This window comes from Novosphingobium sp. B-7, assembly GCF_000410615.1.
In the GTDB taxonomy this organism is placed as follows: domain Bacteria; phylum Pseudomonadota; class Alphaproteobacteria; order Sphingomonadales; family Sphingomonadaceae; genus Novosphingobium; species Novosphingobium capsulatum.
In genome coordinates, this window is the sequence record NZ_APCQ01000312.1 from 25,665 (window position 1) to 44,405 (window position 18,741).

Annotated in this window: 13 protein-coding genes; 9 read left to right on the forward strand and 4 right to left on the reverse strand. The window is 64.4% G+C overall.

Translation table 11 applies throughout. The features are described 5' to 3' along the window. Positions 1–65: 65 nt before the first annotated feature. From H926_RS30695 to H926_RS25565, 4 genes are read left to right on the forward strand one after another with little or no spacing between them, the layout of a single operon-like run. Positions 66–428, forward strand: coding sequence for a cytochrome c (locus tag H926_RS30695; RefSeq protein WP_237740974.1), 363 nt, complete (start codon positions 66–68; stop codon positions 426–428). Further along, entirely contained in the window at positions 425–2,050 is a 1,626-nt protein-coding gene (locus H926_RS0104250) for an FAD-binding oxidoreductase (protein WP_022675211.1), read from the forward strand. Before H926_RS30695 ends, H926_RS0104250 begins: the two co-directional genes overlap by 4 nt. Beyond that, entirely contained in the window at positions 2,050–2,799 is a 750-nt protein-coding gene (locus tag H926_RS0104255) for an SDR family NAD(P)-dependent oxidoreductase (RefSeq protein WP_022675212.1), read from the forward strand. The genes H926_RS0104250 and H926_RS0104255 overlap by 1 nt, the downstream gene beginning before the upstream one ends. A 32-nt stretch (positions 2,800–2,831) precedes the next feature. Continuing rightward, a complete protein-coding gene (locus tag H926_RS25565; protein WP_022675213.1) occupies positions 2,832–3,722 on the forward strand; it encodes an MBL fold metallo-hydrolase in 891 nt (296 codons plus the stop codon). 116 nt (positions 3,723–3,838) lie between these two features. Here the strand turns inward: H926_RS25565 and H926_RS0104265 are convergent, their stop codons facing one another. From H926_RS0104265 to H926_RS25570, 4 genes are all read right to left on the reverse strand, one after another. Continuing rightward, positions 3,839–5,689, reverse strand: coding sequence for a DUF885 family protein (locus H926_RS0104265; protein ID WP_022675214.1), 1,851 nt, complete (start codon positions 5,687–5,689; stop codon positions 3,839–3,841). Between the two features lie 217 nt (positions 5,690–5,906). Then, a complete protein-coding gene (locus H926_RS0104270; protein WP_043607777.1) occupies positions 5,907–7,274 on the reverse strand; it encodes an amino acid permease in 1,368 nt (455 codons plus the stop codon). Between the two features lie 2 nt (positions 7,275–7,276). Continuing rightward, the gene (locus H926_RS0104275) at positions 7,277–9,481 is read right to left on the reverse strand and encodes a PQQ-dependent dehydrogenase, methanol/ethanol family (protein WP_022675216.1); all 2,205 of its coding nucleotides are present in this window, start codon (positions 9,479–9,481) and stop codon (positions 7,277–7,279) included. A gap of 165 nt (positions 9,482–9,646) precedes the next feature. Then, positions 9,647–12,160: a TonB-dependent receptor gene (locus H926_RS25570; protein WP_082209000.1), complete on the reverse strand. Its 2,514-nt coding sequence runs from the start codon at positions 12,158–12,160 to the stop codon at positions 9,647–9,649. Positions 12,161–12,611: 451 nt separating this feature from the next. Here H926_RS25570 and H926_RS0104285 point away from each other — a divergent pair, with 451 nt between their 5' ends. From H926_RS0104285 to H926_RS0104305, 5 genes are all read left to right on the forward strand, one after another. Then, entirely contained in the window at positions 12,612–15,119 is a 2,508-nt protein-coding gene (locus H926_RS0104285) for an FAD-dependent oxidoreductase (protein WP_022675218.1), read from the forward strand. A gap of 5 nt (positions 15,120–15,124) precedes the next feature. Then, positions 15,125–16,360 carry an SRPBCC family protein gene (locus tag H926_RS0104290; RefSeq protein WP_022675219.1) on the forward strand — a complete coding sequence of 412 codons (1,236 nt, stop codon included), beginning with the start codon at positions 15,125–15,127 and terminating at the stop codon, positions 16,358–16,360. A 1-nt stretch (position 16,361) separates the two neighbouring features. Continuing rightward, positions 16,362–17,615, forward strand: a complete 1,254-nt coding sequence (locus H926_RS0104295) for a sarcosine oxidase subunit beta family protein (protein ID WP_022675220.1) — start codon at positions 16,362–16,364, stop codon at positions 17,613–17,615. A 22-nt stretch (positions 17,616–17,637) separates the two neighbouring features. Next, positions 17,638–17,910, forward strand: a complete 273-nt coding sequence (locus H926_RS0104300) for a sarcosine oxidase subunit delta (protein WP_022675221.1) — start codon at positions 17,638–17,640, stop codon at positions 17,908–17,910. Further along, on the forward strand, positions 17,907–18,741 hold an 835-nt coding region (locus tag H926_RS0104305; RefSeq protein ID WP_028657571.1), incomplete at its 3' end, for a 2Fe-2S iron-sulfur cluster-binding protein. The genes H926_RS0104300 and H926_RS0104305, both read left to right, overlap by 4 nt.

Sequence of the window (18,741 nt, forward strand, 5' to 3'; positions counted from 1 at the left end):
GATACACCCTAAAGGGCAGGGCACGCGCAGGCACAAACGCGCGGCCCGGCAGACAAGAGGGGATGATGACAAGGTCCATGCTGATCATGCTGGCGGCTGCCCTGCCGCTGCCGGCGACGCCCGCGCTTGCCCAGCAGGGAGGCGCTCCGGCTGTGGCTCTACCCGTGCGCCAGGCACTGGGTAAAGTCTTGCCCCAGCGTAGCCCGGAACAGGTCTATGCCAAGGTTTGCGGCTATTGCCATGGCCGCAACGTGGGCCCGATCATCCTGGGGCGTGGCCTGCCGGCCGAGGCTGTCCGCTATATCGTGCGCCATGGGCAAAACGCGATGCCGGCGTTCCGCCCCACCGAAATTCCCCCCGCCGAACTCGATGCCCTGTCGCAATGGGTTTCGCAAAGCCCGGCCCGCAAGGAGGAGCACGGACAATGAGCCTCGATCTCGATCGTCGTGGCCTGCTGGGCGCCGGCCTGGTCGGTGCTGCCAGCATCGGCCTGGGCACCGGGGCCAGCGCCGCCAGCCCGGCACCGCTCGCCCCGGGACGCAGCATGGCGGACTTTACCGGCGCGATGAAGGCCTTTCGCGGTGTCGTCGGGGCGGAATGGGTATTCGGCGATGAAGACGCCGTGGCCCCCTATGAAAAGGCCTATATCCCCGATCCGGCGCACCGTTACAAACCGGTGGGTGCGGTCTGCCCGCAATCGCTGGAAGAAGTGCAGGCGATCGTGCGCATCGCCAACCAGTATCGCCAGCCGCTGTGGACCGTCTCGACCGGCAAGAACATGGGCTATGGCATGACGTCTCCGGCCACGCCGGGGCAGGTCGTGCTCGATCTCAAGCGGATGAACCGCATTCTGGAGGTCGATGCCGAGCTTGGCACCTGCCTGCTGGAGCCCGGCGTCACCTATCAGCAGCTCAAGGACTATCTCGACGAGAACAAGATCCCGCTGTGGATCGATGTGCCCACGGTCGGCCCGATCGCCTCGCCGGTGGGCAATACGCTCGATCGCGGGGTGGGATACACGCCCTATGGCGAACACTTCATGTTCCAGTGCGGGATGGAAGTGGTGCTGCCCAGTGGCGAGGTGATGCGCACCGGCATGGGCAGCATCAAGGGCAGCACGGCCTGGCAGGCGTTCAAGTGGGGCTATGGCCCCTATCTCGACGGGCTGTTCACCCAATCCAACTTTGGCATCGTTACCAAGATGGGCATGTGGCTGATGCCCAGGCCGCCGGTCTACAAGCCGTTCATGGTGCGCCATGGCGACATGGCCGACGTGCCCCGCATCATCGAGGCGATGCGCCCGCTGCGCGTGTCGAACCTGGTGGCCAACTGCAACCTGATGATGAGCGCAAGCTACCAGCTCGCCATGTTCAAGCGGCGCAACGAGATCGTGCCCGATGGCGCCCCGCTCGACGATGACAGCGTCAAGAAAGCGGCCAAGGCCAATGGCCTGGGCATGTGGAACACCTATTTCGCGCTCTATGGCACCGACCAGACGATCGCGGGGGTAGAGCCGATCATCCGCGCCAGCCTCACCGCCAGCGGCGGCGAAGTGCTGACTGCGGCCGAAATGGGCGACAACCCGTGGTTCCACCACCACCAGACCCTGATGCAAGGTGGCCTCAACCTCGACGAGATCGGCCTGTTGCGCTGGCGCGGATCGGGTGGGGGTCTGGCCTGGTTTGCGCCAGTGGCCGCAGCGCGCGGGGTGGAGGCACAGCGGCAGACGGCGCTGGCGCGCGAAATCGTATCGCGCCACGGCTTCGACTATACCGCCGCCTACGCGATCGGCTGGCGCGACCTGCACCACATCATCGCCCTGCTGTTCGACAAGGCCGATGCGGCCGAGCACCAGCGCGCCGATGACTGCTACAAGGAACTGGTGGTGCGCTTTGGCGCACAGGGCTGGGCCAGTTATCGCACCGGGGTCAATTCGATGGACCTGGTGGCGCAGCAATATGGCGAGGTGAACCGCCGCTTCAACGCAACGCTCAAGCACGCGATCGATCCCAACGGGATTCTCGCGCCTGGCAAATCGGGGATCATCTGATGCGTTTTACCGGAAAGACCGTGGTGATCACCGGCGGCGCCACTGGCATCGGCGCGGCCACCGCCGCCGCCTTTGCCCGCGAAGGGGCCGCCGTGGTGATCGGCGACTGGAACGAGGATGCGGCCCGGATCGCGCAAGCCATCGTCGATGCCGGTGGCCGCGCCACCTTCCGCAAGGCTGACGTGCGCAATGCGCGTGTCCATGCCGATCTCGTGGCCTTGGCGCTCGATACCTATGGTTCGCTCGACATGGCGTTCAACAACGCCGGCGTGCTGCCGCCGCCGCTGCCCTTCCATGAAGTGCCGCCCGAAAACCTCGACCTGATCTTTGATGTCGATATCAAGGGCGTATTCTATGCCATGCAGGCGCAGATCCGCCATTTCCTCAGCATCGGCGGCGGGGCGATCGTCAATACCGCCTCGGTCGCCGGGCTCGTCGCCGATCCCAACATGGCGCACTATGTTGCCGCCAAGCATGCCGTCGTGGGCCTGACCAAGGCGGCAGCCGTGGAATATTCGGCGCGCAATATCCACATCAACGCCATCGCGCCGGGCTTCATCGCCACGCCGATGACGCAGGCCTGGCTCGATAGCGACGATTTCAGGCAGGCGTTCTTTGCCCACAACGTATCGGGCCGGGCCGGCGCGCCCGAGGAAGTGGCCGGCACCGTGCTGCACCTGTGTTCCGATGCCGCCAGCTTCTGCAACGGCGCGCTGTTCGTGATCGATGGCGGGCAGACGGCGCATTGAAAAACGTCCGCGCGTGGAAGGAGACCTCTATCATGAAGATGCCTATGTTCATGTTGGCCGCAGCGCTGCTGGGCGCGACACCGGCCCTGGCCCAATCAGCGGAAAAACCGCTGCAATACGAGGTCATTCCCACCGGCCCGATCAGCATGTTTGCCAATGTCACCCTGATCAAGGGAGACAAGAACGCGGTGTTGGTCGACGTGCCGTTTGCCCGATCCGATGCCTATCGCGTCGCTGCTGCCGTGCTTGATAGCGGCAAGCATCTGCAGACCATCGTGATCACGCACGATCATCCCGATCACTTCTTCGGGCTGGATGTGCTGGCCGATGCCTTTCCCGATGCGCAGATCGTGGCCAATCCGGTGGCGGCGCGCGATATGGCCCGGTCCATCCCGATCAAGTTCAAGCGCTGGAGCGGGCAATTGGGCACCAACGCGCCCCGCCGCCCGGTGCAACCGGTGGCGATGACCGGCGACAGCATCGACCTGGACGGGCATCGCCTGCAGGTACTGGGGCCGATGCAGGGCGATCATGTCGATTCGACCGTGGTGTGGGATGCCCAGGCGCGCACCCTGGTGGCGGGTGACGTGCTCTACAATGGCGTGCACGTGTGGCTGGGTGAACATACGCCGGCGCGCTATGCGGCCTGGCTCGCCACGCTCGACCGCCTCGATGCGCTGCATCCGGTGACGGTGATCGCTGGGCATCGCCACCCCGGCGCGGCCAACGACAATGGCGCGATCGGCTGGACGCGGGACTATATCAAGACGTTCGTGGCCGCGCGTGCCGCCAGCCATTCGTCGGCAGAGATCGCTGCGGCAATGAACAAGGCCTATCCCGACGCGACCGAGGTCTATGGCGGGTTCCTGCTCGGCACGTCGAGCAAGGTGGGCGCAGGGGAAATTCCGCCGTGGGATGAGTAATTCGTAGGGGCGTGTGGGGCCCCGGATCAAGTCCGGGGCGACGTCCTCACTTCAATCATTTCTCGTCACCCCGGACTTGATCCGGGGTCCCACGCCACCCTGTCGGTTTAGCCTGATCAGGCCAGCGCCGCGGCGATATAGCCGTCGATGCACTGGTCCAGCACTGGCAGCGGCATTGCGCCGGGCAGCAGGCCGGCATCGTGGAACGTGCGGATATCGAACTTGCTGCCCAGCGCCGCGCGCGCCTTGGCACGCAGGCGCAGCCAGTCGAGCTTGCCCAGCATGTAGCTGCACGCCTGGCCCGGCCACACGCAATAGCGCTCCACTTCGGTGATCGCCATGGTTTCGGGATCGCCGATGGTGTCGGTATAGAACTTCACCGCCTGTTCGCGGCTCCAGCCCTTGGCGTGCATGCCGCTGTCCACCACCAGGCGCACGGCACGGAAGATGCTGTCGTGCAACTGCCCGACATGGCCGAGCGGGTCGTTTTCATAGACGCCCATTTCCACCGCGAGCTGTTCGGCATAGAGCGCCCAGCCTTCGCCATAGCCGGAAAAGAACTGGATCTTGCGCAGCGTCGGCAGTCCGGCTTCCTGCGCCAGCGAGAGCTGCAGATGGTGGCCCGGCACGCCTTCGTGATAGGTCAGCGTGGGCAGCGTCCAGCTCGGCACTTCGGCAGTATCGCGCAGGTTGATGTAATAGGCGCCCGGGCGCGTGCCGTCGAGCGAGCCATTCTGGTAATAGCCGCCCGGCGCGCCAGCCTCGGTGGCCTTGGGCACGCGGCGGATGTCCAGCTTGGTCTTGGGCAGAGTGCCGAAATACTGCGGCAGGCGCGCTTCCATCGCCTCGACCTGGCGGTTGAGGTCGGCCAGCAGCTTGTCCTTGCCTTCGTCGGTATTGGGATAGCGGAACTTGGGATCGTCATAGAGCGCGCGCAGGCGTTGGCCCACGGTGCCCTGGGTATAGCCCTGGCTCTTGAAGATGGCGTCGGCCTGCGCGCTTTGCTGCGCGATCAGCTCCAGGCCGGTGCGGTGGATTTCCTCCGGCGCCATGTCGCTGGTGGTATAGCTCTGCAGCGACAGGCGATAGAGTTCCTCGCCCTTGGGCAGGCGGGCAACGCCGGCGGTGTGCACCGCCTTGGGCTGCAGGCTTTCCATCAGCGCGATCTGGCGATCGAGGGCGGGCTGCACGCGCTTGGCCACGATGGCTTCGGCGCGGGCCTGCCACTGGCCGGGGATGTGCTGCTCCGCCGTGCGGTGGACGATCGACGACACCATGTTGGACTGCGCCGCCGGCACGTCGCGCAGCGCCTTGAGCTGGGTGAGGGCCTTGGCCAGGATGAAATCGGGCGGCACCACGCCTGCGGCCACGTCGTGGCGCACGGCTGCGCTGTCCTGGTCGATCGCGGTGGCAAAGGCATCCAGTCGCGAAAGATAGGCATCGGCATCGGCCGCATTGGCGATCGTGTGCTGGCTATCGAGGAAATCGGGAATCTGCTGATAGCAGCCGGTCAGCTGCGTGACGACATAGGGCGAACCGACCGTGGCAAAGGTGCGGTTCATCGTATCGTTGAGCTGGGTGGAATAGAGGATGCTGGCATAGTTCCAGCGGTTGTTGCCGGTCAGCTTGGCGGCGTCGATCTTGCGCAGGGCGGCCAGGTCGCGCGCGGTGCGGGCCTTGGCATCTTCCCACGCGTGGAGCGAGCGATCATCGAGACGCGCCTTGGCGCCGGCATGCGCCCCGCTGTCCACGCCCAGCCCGGTGGCCATTTCGGGCGAATGCGCCAGCTGATCGGCCAGCATGCTGTCGAACAGGGCATTGAGCCGCCGGTCTTCGCCGGAACTGGAAGCCGCATCGTTGGCAGGCATGGTGGAAGCGGTGGTTGCGGCGCGGGCAGTGCCCAGGCTCGACAGGGCGGCCAGCCCGGCGCTGGCGGCGCCGGCCTTGAGGATGTGGCGGCGGTTCATCGGCAAGTCCGTTACAAAGTGGCTGCCGCGCCCGTATTGAGGGGGGCGCCGGGCGCGGCAGCGGGGGGGAAGGGCTGCCACAGCAATGGCAACCACCTTCGCGCGATAGCGGATGGTTGCGGTTGAAAGCAAAGACGCTGGTCGATCCCAGCATGTCGTTGGCCGATCGCAAACGGGATATCGCCCCGGTTGCGATCGGCCACGATGGGTCTCGCGATCAGGCGACCTGGGCGTTGCGGGCGCGCTGCCGGCGCAGGAAATGGGCGCTGACGCAGGCGGCAAAGACCGCCAGGCTCAGCGCCACCTGCAGGCGTTGATCGGGCATCATCGCCATCATCACCAGCACGGCGATAATCCCGCCCACTGCCGTCCACGAAATCACGGGGAACGCCCAGACCTTGACCGTCAACTGCTCACCCGCAGCATCAAGCCGGCGGCGCAGGGCGATCTGGCTCAGGGAAATCAGCAGATAGACGCACAGGATCGTCGCGCCCGACGATTGCAGCAGGAACGTGAAGAGCGCATCGGGCGAAAATACCGAAGACAGCACCACGGCAAAGCCGGCCACGCCCGAAACGATGATGCCCAGCGCCGGCACACGCCGTGCCGAAACCCGCCCGAACGCTGCCGGGGCATCGCCACGCTGCGCCATTTCAAACAGCATGCGCGAGGTGACATAGATCGCCGAATTGAGGCACGAGACGATCGCGGTAAAGATCACCGCACCGATCACCGCTTCCGCGCCGGGCACTTTGATGATCGACAGCGCCGCCACGAACGGCGACTTGCCCGAAACCACATTGGCCCAGGGCAGGATCGCCAGGATCACCGCGATCGAGCCGATGTAGAAGAACATGATGCGCAAGGTGACGGTGCGCGCCGCGCGCACGATGTTGCGCGCCGGGTCTTCGGTTTCCACGGCAGCGATGGTCGCCACTTCCGAACCCATCATCGAAAAGATCACCACCGGAATGGCGGTGAACGCCGCGCCTAGCCCCATGGGAAACGCGCCGCCATGGCTGGCAAAGCCGGCGGTCAGCCGCGCCAGTCCTGGCCCGAAGCCGAAGATATAGGCCAGGCCAAGGGCCATGAACCCGATGATCGTGATCACCTTGAGCGAGGCGAACCAGAACTCGAACTCGCCATAGGTCTTGACCGAGAACAGGTTCACCAGCGTCATCGCGGCGATCAGCAGCGCGGCCAGCGCCCACATCGGCAGGGGAATGAACGGCATCAGCATGTTGGCGCCGGCGATCGCCTCCACCGCGATGGTGATGACCCAGAAATAGTAATAGAGCCAGGCCGTGGTGAACCCGGCCCAGGGGCCAAGCCCCAGCGCGGCATAGCCGGTGAACGAGCCGACGCCCGGGCGTGCCATGGCCATTTCGCCCAGCATGCGCATGATCACGAAGACCAGCATGCCACATAGCGCATAGGTCAGCAGCACGGCCGGCCCGGCAATGTGGATCGCGGCGCTCGATCCCACGAAGATCCCGGCGCCGATGATGCCCCCGATCGAAATCATGGCGACATGGCGCGGCTTCAAGGAATGGGCCAGCGCTTCGCCGGGGGGAGATGCAGACATGATCAGTGGCTCGCTTTCTTGGCAGACTGTTGCGCCTGGTAACCCTGGCGCTGCTGGTCGATCAGATAGGCATGGATGGCCTCGACATCGGCCTTTGTCACCACATCATCGAACCGGGCCATGCCCATCGGTGCCAGCGCGCCTTTCAGCACGATATCGTTGAAGCTGGCATGCACTTCGGGCGGCAGGCGCGATAGATCGGGCGTGACACCGGGCGTGCCCAGCACGTGGCAGCGCGAACAGTTCTCGGTGAACTTGTCCTCGCCCCGGGCGATCAGCGCCGGGCTGGCCTTGCCCGGCGGCGGCGGCAGGTAGGGCGGAACCTCGCGCTTGTCGGGCATCGGCACCGCGCCACCGCCCAGCTTGAACACCAGGATGCGGTTGGCGTTGCGGTTGGCATAGGCCGCGCTCGATGGCGGGATCGGGAACGTGATGCCCGATCCGCCATAGCCGGCCTGGACCGCCACATATTGCACGCCGCCGATCTTGTAGGTCATCGGCGCGGCCATGATGTGGCTGCCGGTCTGGATGGTCTTGATCGGCGCGCCGGTGCGGGCGTTGTAGATCCACAAGCTGCCATCGCCGCGCCCCTGGAACACCAGGTTGCCCGCCGTGCTCAGCGCCCCGCCGTCATAGCCGCGCACCCCTTGCGAGGTAACGCGTTCCCACACCACCTTCCTGGCCACCGGATCCCACGCGCGCAGCACCTCGCGCACCAGCTTCACGCCAGGGCGCTCTTTCTGCAGATCGTCCTTGGCCGGCAGCGGCCCGAACACGCGCTTGAGCGCGGCGGGGTCATAGAGATCGTCGGGGAAAATCCCGTCCGACGAGAAGAAACCTTCGAGATGGGTGAGCGAGCCGCCGTTGGCCTTCATATTGAGCAGCACGTTGCCGGCATCGATCGCGGGAATATAGACGAGCCCGGTCTGCGGGCTGAACGACATCGGGTTCCAGGTGTGCCCGCCGGCCCACGAAGGATAGACGTTCTTCGGGCTTTTCGAATAGTCGGCATGCTCGGTAACCAGCGGCCGGCCGGTGGCAAGGTCCACGCCCTTGGCCCAGTTCACATAGGTGAACGGATCAGCCGACAGAAGTTTGCCCGTTTTCAGGTCCAGCGTATAGAAAAAGCCGTTCTTGCAGGCCTGCATCACCACGCGGCGGGGTTGGCCGGCGATGGTCAGGTTGGCAAAGACGAACTTCTGGACCGCGTCATAGTCCCATTCGTCACCCGGCGTCGTCTGGTAGTACCAGTTCATCCGCCCGCTCTGGGCATTGACCGCGATGATCGAGGCGTTGAACAGGTCATTATGCCGCACCCCGTCGGCCGAACGCAGATAGGGCGAGGCGTTGCCGGTGCCGAACACGATCTGGTCGGTTTCGGGATCGTAGGACAACCCATCCCACACCGTGCCGCCGTTCTGGGTGCGGCCATCGCGGTTGGGCCCCCATGATTTGGCCGCCATGGCCAGCTCGGGATGCTCGAACGGCTGTCCGGGCGCGGGCGGCACCGTGAAGAAGCGCCATTTGAACGCGCCGGTCTTGATATCCCAGGCCGAGATATAGCCACGCAGATCGCCATCGCCGATATCGGCGCCGGCATTGCCGATCACCACGGCATCCTTGGTCAGGATCACCGCGCCGGTAGAGGCATAGGGCTGCTTGTGGTTGATGATGGTATCGGCAATCCAGCGGGCCTTGCCAGTCTTGGCATCGATCGCGTGCAGCCGCCCGTCTTCCGACGCAACGAACACCGTGCCGTCGCGATAGGCGACCCCGCGGTTGACCACGTCGCAGCAGGCATTGCGGCCCCACTGCCCATCCACTTCGGGATCATATTGCCAGAGCAGCGCGCCGGTGGCGGCATCGAGGGCGTAGACATTGCCCCACACCCCAGAGGTATACATCACCCCGCCGACCACCAGGGGCGTGGCTTCCTGGCCGCGTTCGGTGCCCATGTCGTAAGACCAGGCATAGCCCAGCGTGGCGGCGTTGGTTTCGTTGATATCGGCCAGCGCGGAATACCAGGTGCCCGCCGTATCACCCCCGGTCAGCGGCCATTCGGCGCCGGCCATGGGCGCCGCCGCGCGATCAGCCCCCGTATTTGGCGTATCAGCCCGCGCGCTGGTGCAGGCGTTGAGCATCAGGGCGCCGCCGCCCATGGCGGCAGAGGCAAGCAGGATCAGGACAGCCTGGCGCAGGGTCTTCATGGGCCTCACTTTCCGGTGGGGCAGGGAACTTGGCAAGATAGATCACAGTCTATCCACAGCTGCAATCGCCTCGCCGCCCCACGTGGCCCGGATGCGCCATGGCCGTCATCATGTCTTGTCGGAAAACCTGGGCCGAACCCGTCACAGGTTCGGCCCGGGCATGGGTCAGTTGCCGAAGTTGATGCGGGCGGTCAGGCCCCAGGTGCGCGGCTTGCCATAGACGCTCAGCGCATCGCCCCAATAGAGCGAGCCGTCGAAGGCGTAGGAGCGATAGACCCGGTTGAACAGGTTGTTGACGAAGAACGCCAGTTCCAGCTTGCCGCCCGCCGGGATCACGCCGATGCGGGCATTTTCCACGTGATAGGCGCCTTCGCGCTCGTCTGGCGCGCAGAGCACCGAGAAGCAGAACTTGCCGGTGTAGAGCGCGTCACCCTGCAGCGAGACGCGCGCGCCGCCCATGCCGAATTCATAGCGGATCAGGGCGTTGCCGGAAAAGCCCGGCGCTTGGGGCAGATCGTGGTTCACGACTGTCACGCCATCAGGCAGCAGCACGTTCTTGACCTTGCTGTCTTGCACCGCGGCCGAAGCCTGGAGCGTGAACCCTTCGATCGGGTGGGCGGTCAGTTCGGCTTCCACGCCCTTGATGGTGGCAGGCAGGTTGCGCACCAGTTGCGTATAACCGACCTGAACATAGGCCTGGTAGTTCTTGTAATCATAGTAGAATGCCGCAAGGTTGAACTGGATATTGCGGCCGATCTTGGTCTTGAGGCCCACTTCATAGTCGTTGAGCGTCTCGGGCCGGTAGGGAATGTTGTTGAGCGTATCGATCAGGGCCTGACCGGGGAACGGCGTGCCGGTGGAGAACGTGAACCCGCCCGACTTGGAGCCGCGGTTGTAGCTGGCATAGAGCAGGGTATCGGGGCCGGGCTTGTAATCCAGCTCGGCGCGGGCAGTGACGCCGTCATAGGTGGGTGAGGCGGCCGCTGGCGTGACCGTGATGCCGCTGGCTTGGGCTGCGCCGGTGGGATCGAAGAAGTTGATACCGCTGGGGCCCCAGTTGACGGTGAGGCCCGAAATTGCCTCTGCCGCGCGGTACCAGGCCAGCTTGCTGTCGCGCCAGTAGCGGGCGCCCAGGATCAGCTTCCAGTGATCGTCGAACTTGTATTCGTCCTGCGCAAAGACCGCGAAGGACTTGGTGCGCTGGTAGAACTGCACGGTGGGATCGTACTGGTCGAACGGCGTGGCATACTTGGCGCCATAGTTGCCGGTCAGCAGCATGCCGAACGCGCCCATGGTCAGGTAGTTGTTGCCGAAATGGGTGGCGGCGCGCAGTTCCTGCGTGATCTGCTGGGTGCGGGCGCGCTGATAGAAGATCGTGCCCGAGGCATAGCAGGTGACGCTGGGCGCGCTGGCGCAGGGGCCAGTGGTGAAGGGCGGCAGTGCGGCCCCTTCCACATAGGGCAGGCCGGGCACGCCATCATCGCTTTCGATATAGAACTTGGCGAGGTTCTGGTAATCGGTGATCGACGTGACGTCGAACGCGCCAAGCTTGGCTTCCAGGCGCAGCGTGGCGGCAAACTGCTTGCGGTTCACATAGTTTTCGCCCGCGCTATAGGTCTGCCACGGGTTGCCGCCCTGGGTGGCGGTGATCGCCGGGTTGGCATAGCCATTGGCGACCGAGCCGGGCACGCCGCCGTTGTACGACGTGCCGCCATAGTTGTTCCAATAGTCGCAAACCTGGTTGGCCGCCAGGAATTCGCCCTGGAACTGGGCATTGGGGCAAGCCGGGGTCAGGGTATAGACGCCAGCCTGGCGCTCGTGATCTGCCTGGGTATAGCGCACCGTCAGGCGGGCGCGGAAATCGCTGGTGGGATCCCACTGCAGGATGCCGCGCGTGGCCCAATGGTTGTTGGCGCCCAGATTGGCCCCGCCGGGCAGCAGGTTCTTGATATAGCCGGAATCGCGATCATACACGCCCGAAACACGGGCCGAGAGCGTCTGGGTCAGCCCGCCGGTGACCGCGCCTTCGAAGATCGACTGGTTGAAGCTGCCGGTGGTGGCAGAGAGATAGCCGCCGAACTCGTGGCTGGGCTGGTTGGAAATGAACTGCACCGCGCCGCCGGTGGCATTGCGGCCAAACAGGGTGCCCTGCGGCCCGCGCAGCGCCTCGGTGCGGGCCAGGTCAAAGATCGGGAAGCCGGCCGTGGTGATCGAGGCCGCGTAGCTGTCGTCCTGATAGACGGCAACCGGCGGTTCCTGCTGGTCGCCATAGTCGTTCTGCGACACGCCGCGAATGTTGAACACCACCTGGCTCGAGCCATAGGCGTTGTATTTCAGGTTGGGGATCGCGCGCACGATATCGGTGGCGTTGTTAATGTTGAGCGCGCGCAAGTCCTTGGCGGAAATGACCGAGACGGCGATGCCCACGTCGTTGAGCTTCTGCTCGCGGCGCTGTGCCGTCACCACGATGTCGCCCGTGCCGTTGTCGGTCTGTGGGGCGGCGGCGGTTTCGGCCGGGGCCGGGGCGGGCGCCTGGGCCTGGGCCAGGCCGGGGATCAGCGCCGTGGCGGCCAGCGCCATGATGCGGATGCCCGATCGGCCATGGCGCGCACGCGCACCAAAGTGTTGGAGAACAGATTTTTGATTCAGGACAGTGCCCGAGAATACCAGGTGACGCATGACAGCTTCCCTCCAAGCCGGCCCCTCGTTCGGGGGCACAATACCTGCACCGGGATCGTGCATCAGGAACGCAGGCGCAGCAAGCCTTCAGCAACAGTGGAAAAGCTTTCTTCCGGCCTTGTGGGATTACGGTATCATAAAGATCAAGTATATGATTTTAGGATATAAAATTAACTGCACCAGTTTTGCTTGGTAATAACACCTACTTACTACTCTCATTAACTTGCCTAATGCCCTACCGTGCCGGGCGCCGTGGCGGCAGGGCCGGGGGCGCGGGTTCGAAATGGCGCGGTGGCGGGACTCGAAACGCCGCGCACCCCGACCTTGGGACAAGCATTATTTCTAATCCCTCGCATTAGTTTCCAAAATGGTGTGGCACCGTGATTGCGCCGGTTCCCGCGCTGGAATAGCCCTTCTGCAAATAGGCAGCCAAGCAAAGCCGAGGCATGACATGAAGACTAGTGCGCGCGTTGTGGTGATTGGTGGCGGCGTCGTCGGCGTCAGCACGTTGTATCACCTGGCCAAGATGGGCTGGTCCGATGTCGTGCTGATCGAGCGCAAGGAACTGACCTCGGGCTCTACCTGGCATGCCGCCGGCCTGCTGCCGCTGTTCAACCTGTCCTACTCGGTCGGCAAGCTGCACCAGTATTCGGTTGATCTCTATCCCAGCCTGGAAGCGGAAACCGACCTCAACGTCGGCTTCTCGCGCGTGTCGAACATTCGCCTCGCCAACAGCCCCGATCGCATGGACGAATACCGCTATTATGCGGGCGTGGCCAAGACCATCGGGGTGGACGTAAACTTTCTCACCCCTGAGCAAGTGCATGAAATCTGGCCACTGGCACAGATGGACGGGGTGCTCGGCGCGATCCAGCATCCCGCCGATGGCTATATCCAGCCGGCCGACTTGACCCAGGCCCTGGCCAAGGGGGCGCGCCAGCGGGGCGCCACGATCATGCGCAATACCACGGTCACGGGCATCACCCAGAAGGCCAACGGCGAATGGGTGGTGGCCACCGACCAGGGCGAGATCACCTGCGAGCATGTGGTTTCGGCCACCGGCAGCTTTGCCCGCCAGACGGGCGCGATGGTCGGCCTGGATGTGCCGGTGATCCCGGTCGAGCATCAGTACATCGTCACCGAACAGCACCCCGCGATCATGGAGCGCCGCGCCAAGGGCCTGCCCGAAATGGGCGTGCTGCGCGAAAGCGACTCGAGCTGGTACATGCGCGAGGAAGCCGGCGGCCTGCTGCTTGGCCCGTATGAAGTCGGCGCACCGGCCTGCTATGTGAAGGGGCCGGCCGCCAACAGCGAATATGAACTGTTTCCCGATGCTCTCGAACGCCTGGAGCCCTATATCCTCTCGGCGATCGAGCGCGTGCCCGCCTTTGGTGAGCTGGGGATCAAGAAGGTTTACAACGGCGCCATTGCCTACACGCCCGACGGGTCGCCCATCGTCGGTCCTGCGCCGGGGCTGAAGAACTTCTGGCTCAATGAAGGTCACAGCTTCGGCATCACGGCAGCCGGCGGCGCGGGTTGGCAGCTGGCCCACTGGATTGTGGACGGCGAACCCACCATCGACATGATGGGGGTCGATCCGCGCCGCTTCGGCACCTATGCCGACGAAGGCTATCTCATCGAAAAGAATGAGGAAGCCTATGCCAAGGTGTTCACCGTTCACTATCCCGATGAAGAGCGCGAGGCTGCCCGCCCGCTGCGCCAGACGCCGTGCTATGACCGCATGAAGAAGCTGGGCGCGGTGTTCGGCAGCGTATTCGGCTGGGAGCGCCCCAACTGGTTCGCGCCCGAAGGCTATGAACTGAGCGACGCCGATCTCGATCGGCCCGAAACCCTCCTCAACCACAACCATCCCGATGTGCCGGGCGCGCCGATCCGCGAAAAGTGGTCGTTCCGCCGCTCTAACTACTTCGAGCATGTTGGCAATGAATGCCGCCATGTGACGGAAAAGGTTGGCATTCAGGACATGAGCGCGTTTGCCAAGTGCCTGATTTCCGGCCCTGGTGCGGAAGAATGGCTGGGCAAGCTGTTGTCCAACGCGGTGCCCAAGAAGATCGGCCGCGTATCGCTGTCGTATCTGCTGACACCGGCTGGCGGCGTGCGCAGCGAGTTCACCGTCTATAAGCGCGGGCCGCAAAGCTATTACCTGGTCTCGGCCGGCGCGCTGGAGCAGCACGATCATGACTATCTGATCAAGGCGCTGCCCGCCGACGGTTCGGTCAAGTTCGAGCGACTGACCACGGCAATGGGCGTGCTGGTTCTGGCCGGGCCGCGTGCCCGCGACGTGCTGGCCAAGGTGACCCGCACCGATCTGTCGAACGAGGCGTTCCCGTGGCTGACGGGCAAGCGCATCTCGATCGGCGCGGCGCCGTGCGATGCGCTGCGCGTGAATTTCATCGGCGAGCTGGGTTGGGAGTTCCACCACCCGATCGAGATGCAGAACTACATCTTCGACAAGCTGATGGAAGCCGGCGCCGAATTCGACATCAAGCCCTTTGGCATCCGGGCGATGACGTCGATGGCGCTGGAAAAGAGCTACAAGCTGATCCCGCGCGAACTTTCCGTGGAATACAACGCGCTGGAAAGTGGGCTTGAACGCTTCATATCCATGAAGAAGCCGGACTTCGTTGGCCGTGACGGGCTGCTGGCGAAGAAGGAAGCCGGTCTTTCTTCTACTCTGGTTACCCTGGAGGTGCTGGGCGTCACCGATGCCGATGCCCGCGGCTCCGAAGCGATCTATCGCGATGGACAACTGGTTGGCCGCGCCACGTCGGGCGGCTATGGTTGGCGCACGGCCAAGTCGCTGGCGCTTGCGATGATCGCACCCGAACACGCAAACCTTGGCACCGAACTCGAGATTTCCATTCTCGGAACGATGCACAAGGCCGTGGTGATCCCAGACTCGCCCTTCGACCCCGAAAACCTTGCATTGCGGAGCTAGTTCCCATGCGCAATTTCGCTTCGATTGCCGAACTGCTGAACCAGGATCGCCCCGGCTACACCTTGCCGCAGGCGCTTTACACCAGCGAGGAAGCCTTTCGCTTCGATACCGAGGTGATGCTCAAGTCGGTGTGGCTCTATGCCTGTACCGTGGCCCACGTGAAGAACCCTGGCGATTTCTACGTCTTTGAAATGGCCAACAACTCGGTGTTCATCGTGCGCGGCCGCGATGGCGAGGTGCGCGCGTTCTATAACACCTGCACCCATCGCGGATCGCGCATTTGCCAGGTTCAGGCCGGTACGATGCCGCGCATCATGTGCCCTTATCACTTCTGGACATTCGGCCTGGATGGCAAGCTGATCGCCGCGCGCGGCATGCCCGACGATTTTGACAAGGGCGCACACAACCTGCGCCAGGTGGCGCTGGAAAACTGCGGCGGCCTGCTGTTCATCTGCCTGGCGGACAATCCGCCGCCGATCGAACCGGCCAAGCAGGACATCGCGGCCGCCATCGGCATCTACAACATGGACAAGCTCAAGGTGGCCGCGGTCGAAGACCTGCATGACACGGCCAACTGGAAGCTAGTCATGGAAAACAACCGCGAGTGCTATCACTGCGAGGCCAACCACCCCGAACTGCTCAATTCGCTGAGTGGATCGGGCTTTGGCCGGGGCAACCCGGAAGACGGCGACGCGGCTGATGAAGACGATATCACTGCCCAGGTGGAGCGCTGGAAAGCCATGGGCGTGTGGCGCGACCTGGTCGAATTTCCCGATGGCGGCTGGCATCGCGTGGGTCGCCTCAGCCTGGCGCACGGGGCGCTGTCGCAGACCATGGACGGGCAGCCGGCTTCCAGGAAGCTGATCTGGCCGGTTGAGCACGCCGAACCGACCAGCGTTTCGGTATGGACCCAGCCCAATTCCTGGCACCACTTCTGCTGCGATCACGTGGTGACGTTCAGCGTGATGCCGCAGGGGCCGGATCGTTCGATCCTGCGCACCTCGTGGCTGGTGCACGAAGATGCGGTGGAAGGCGAAGACTACACCGTGGAGAACCTGACCCACGTGTGGAAGGCGACCAACCGCCAGGACCGCCACCTGGCGGAAATGAACCACGCCGGCATCGTCACCGATGGCTATCGCCCCGGGCCCTACGCGCTCGAGGAAAACCTCGTCGATGCCTTCAAGACCTTCTACGTCGAGCGCGCCAAGGCCGCGCTGGAAGCGGCAGGACAGCCATAAGATGATGCGCTTTTCCGGGCTCAATCTCATCGCGCAGGCTTTTTCGGGGCACCAGTCGTGGCCGGAACAATGGCCCGACAAGGCACCCAAGGCGGCCTATGACGTGATCATCGTGGGCGCGGGCGGGCATGGCCTGGGCGCGGCCTATTACCTGGCGGCCAAGTATGGGATCACCAATGTTGCGGTGATCGAAAAAGGCTGGCTGGGCGGTGGCAACACCGGGCGCAACACCACGATCATCCGCTCGAACTACCTCTACGATGAAAGCGCCCACCTCTATGACCATGCGGTCAAGCTGTGGGACGGGTTGAGCCAGGAGCTCAACTACAACGTGATGTATTCGAAGCGCGGCGTGCTGATGCTCGCGCACAACGTGCACGACATCCAGAGCTTCAAGCGCCACATCCATGCCAACCGCCTGAACGGCGTGGACAACGAATGGTTGAGCCCGGAAGAATGCCAGGCCTATTGCCCGCCGCTCGATATCTCGCCCAATGCGCGCCACCCGGTGCTGGGCGGGGCGTTGCAGCGGCGCGGCGGCACCGCGCGGCACGATAGCGTTGCCTGGGGCTATGCCCGCAAAGCGACGGCGCTCGGCGTCGATATCATCCAGAACTGCGCCGTCACCGGCATCCGGCGCGGGCCCGATGGCGCGGTGCTGGGGGTGGAGACCGAGCGCGGCTTCATCGGCGCGAAGAAGATCGGCGTATCGGCGGCCGGCAATACCTCGGTCGTCATGAACATGGCCGGCCTGCAATTCCCGCTGGAAAGCTATCCGCTGCAGGCCCTGGTGTCAGAGCCGGTCAAGCCGATCTTCCCCTGCGTGGTCATGTCCAACACGGTGCATGCCTATATCAGCCAGTCCGACAAGGGCGAACTGGTGATCGGCGCGGGGACCGACCAATATACCTCGTATTCGCAGCGCGGCGCGTTCCACATTATCGAGCATACTCTGGCGGCGATCTGCGAAATCTTCCCGATCTTTACCCGCATGCGCATGCTGCGCACCTGGGGCGGGATCGTCGACGTGACGCCCGATCGCTCGCCGATCCTGGGCAAGACTCCGGTTCAGGGCCTCTATGTCAACTGTGGCTGGGGCACCGGCGGGTTCAAGGCGACGCCGGGCGCGGCGGATCTGTTGGCGCACACCATCGCCCACGATGCCCCGCACGCGATCAACGCGCCGTTCACGCTCGATCGGTTCCGCAACGGGCGGATGATCGACGAGGCGGCCGCAGCCGCCGTGGCCCACTGAGCAAGGCGCAGGGAACCAAGCCATGCTGTTGATTCATTGCCCCTATTGCGAAGAAGACCGCCCCGAGGTGGAATTCGTCTATGGTGGCGAGGCGCATATCGCACGCCCGCTCGATCCCGCAACGCTGAGCGACGAGGAATGGGAGCACTATCTCTACATCCGCCGCAACCCGCGCGGGTGGCACCATGAACGCTGGCGGCATACCCACGGTTGCGGGCGTTTCTTCAATGCCGTGCGCGATACCGTGAGCGATCGTTTCGAACAGACCTACAAGGCCGGGGAACCGCGTAAATGAGCGGCTATCGTCTTCCTGCCGGCGGCCGCGTCAACCGCGCCGCGCCGCTGGATTTCACCTTTGACGGGCGCGCCCATCGCGGCTTTGCCGGCGACAGCCTGGCTTCGGCGCTGGTGGCATCGGGGCAGATGCTGTTCGGCCGCTCGTTCAAGTATCACCGCCCGCGCGGCATTCTGGGCATGGGGACGGAAGAGCCCAATGCCTTGGTGACAGTGGACCGCGGTGGGGCCGGGCCGGGTTGGGGCCGGCGCACGCCCAATCTGCGCGCGCCATCGGTGCCGCTGTATCAGGGCCTTACCGCGCAAAGCCAGAACCGCTATCCCTCGCTCAAGTTCGACCTGGGCGCGGTCAACGATCGCCTTGGTGCGTTCTTTCCGGCCGGTTTCTACAACAAGACATTCATGTGGCCGCGTTCGGCCTGGGAAAAGCTCTATGAGCCGGCGATCCGGCGCATGGCCGGGCTGGGCGCCAGCCCGACGGAGCGCGATCCCGATCATTACGACGCCACTTATGCCCATTGCGAAGTGTTGGTGGTGGGCGGCGGCCTGGCCGGGATCGATGCCGCGCTGGCGGCGGCGGCCGACGGCGGCCGGGTGATCCTGATCGACGAGCAGGACGAACTGGGCGGCGGTGCCCTGTCGGACCAGGCGCTGTGGGGCGAAGTGGCCGACAAGGCCATGGCGCTGCGCCGGCTCGGCAACGTGACGGTGCTGACCCGCACCACCGCGTTCGGCTATTACCACCAGAACTTCGTGGGCGCGGTCGAGCAGCTGACCGATCATCTGGCCCCGGCGCAGGCGAGCGGCGCGCGCGAGCGGCTGTGGCGCATCC

Bases quoted from the DNA above. Each gene is read 5' to 3' on its own strand.
- H926_RS30695 (WP_237740974.1), top strand. From the start codon at position 66: ATGACAAGGTCCATGCTGATCATGCTGGCGGCTGCCCTGCCGCTGCCG.
- H926_RS0104250 (WP_022675211.1), top strand. From the start codon at position 425: ATGAGCCTCGATCTCGATCGTCGTGGCCTGCTGGGCGCCGGCCTGGTC.
- H926_RS0104255 (WP_022675212.1), top strand. From the start codon at position 2,050: ATGCGTTTTACCGGAAAGACCGTGGTGATCACCGGCGGCGCCACTGGC.
- H926_RS25565 (WP_022675213.1), top strand. From the start codon at position 2,832: ATGAAGATGCCTATGTTCATGTTGGCCGCAGCGCTGCTGGGCGCGACA.
- H926_RS0104265 (WP_022675214.1), bottom strand. From the start codon at position 5,689: ATGAACCGCCGCCACATCCTCAAGGCCGGCGCCGCCAGCGCCGGGCTG.
- H926_RS0104270 (WP_043607777.1), bottom strand. From the start codon at position 7,274: ATGTCTGCATCTCCCCCCGGCGAAGCGCTGGCCCATTCCTTGAAGCCG.
- H926_RS0104275 (WP_022675216.1), bottom strand. From the start codon at position 9,481: ATGAAGACCCTGCGCCAGGCTGTCCTGATCCTGCTTGCCTCTGCCGCC.
- H926_RS25570 (WP_082209000.1), bottom strand. From the start codon at position 12,160: ATGCGTCACCTGGTATTCTCGGGCACTGTCCTGAATCAAAAATCTGTT.
- H926_RS0104285 (WP_022675218.1), top strand. From the start codon at position 12,612: ATGAAGACTAGTGCGCGCGTTGTGGTGATTGGTGGCGGCGTCGTCGGC.
- H926_RS0104290 (WP_022675219.1), top strand. From the start codon at position 15,125: ATGCGCAATTTCGCTTCGATTGCCGAACTGCTGAACCAGGATCGCCCC.
- H926_RS0104295 (WP_022675220.1), top strand. From the start codon at position 16,362: ATGATGCGCTTTTCCGGGCTCAATCTCATCGCGCAGGCTTTTTCGGGG.
- H926_RS0104300 (WP_022675221.1), top strand. From the start codon at position 17,638: ATGCTGTTGATTCATTGCCCCTATTGCGAAGAAGACCGCCCCGAGGTG.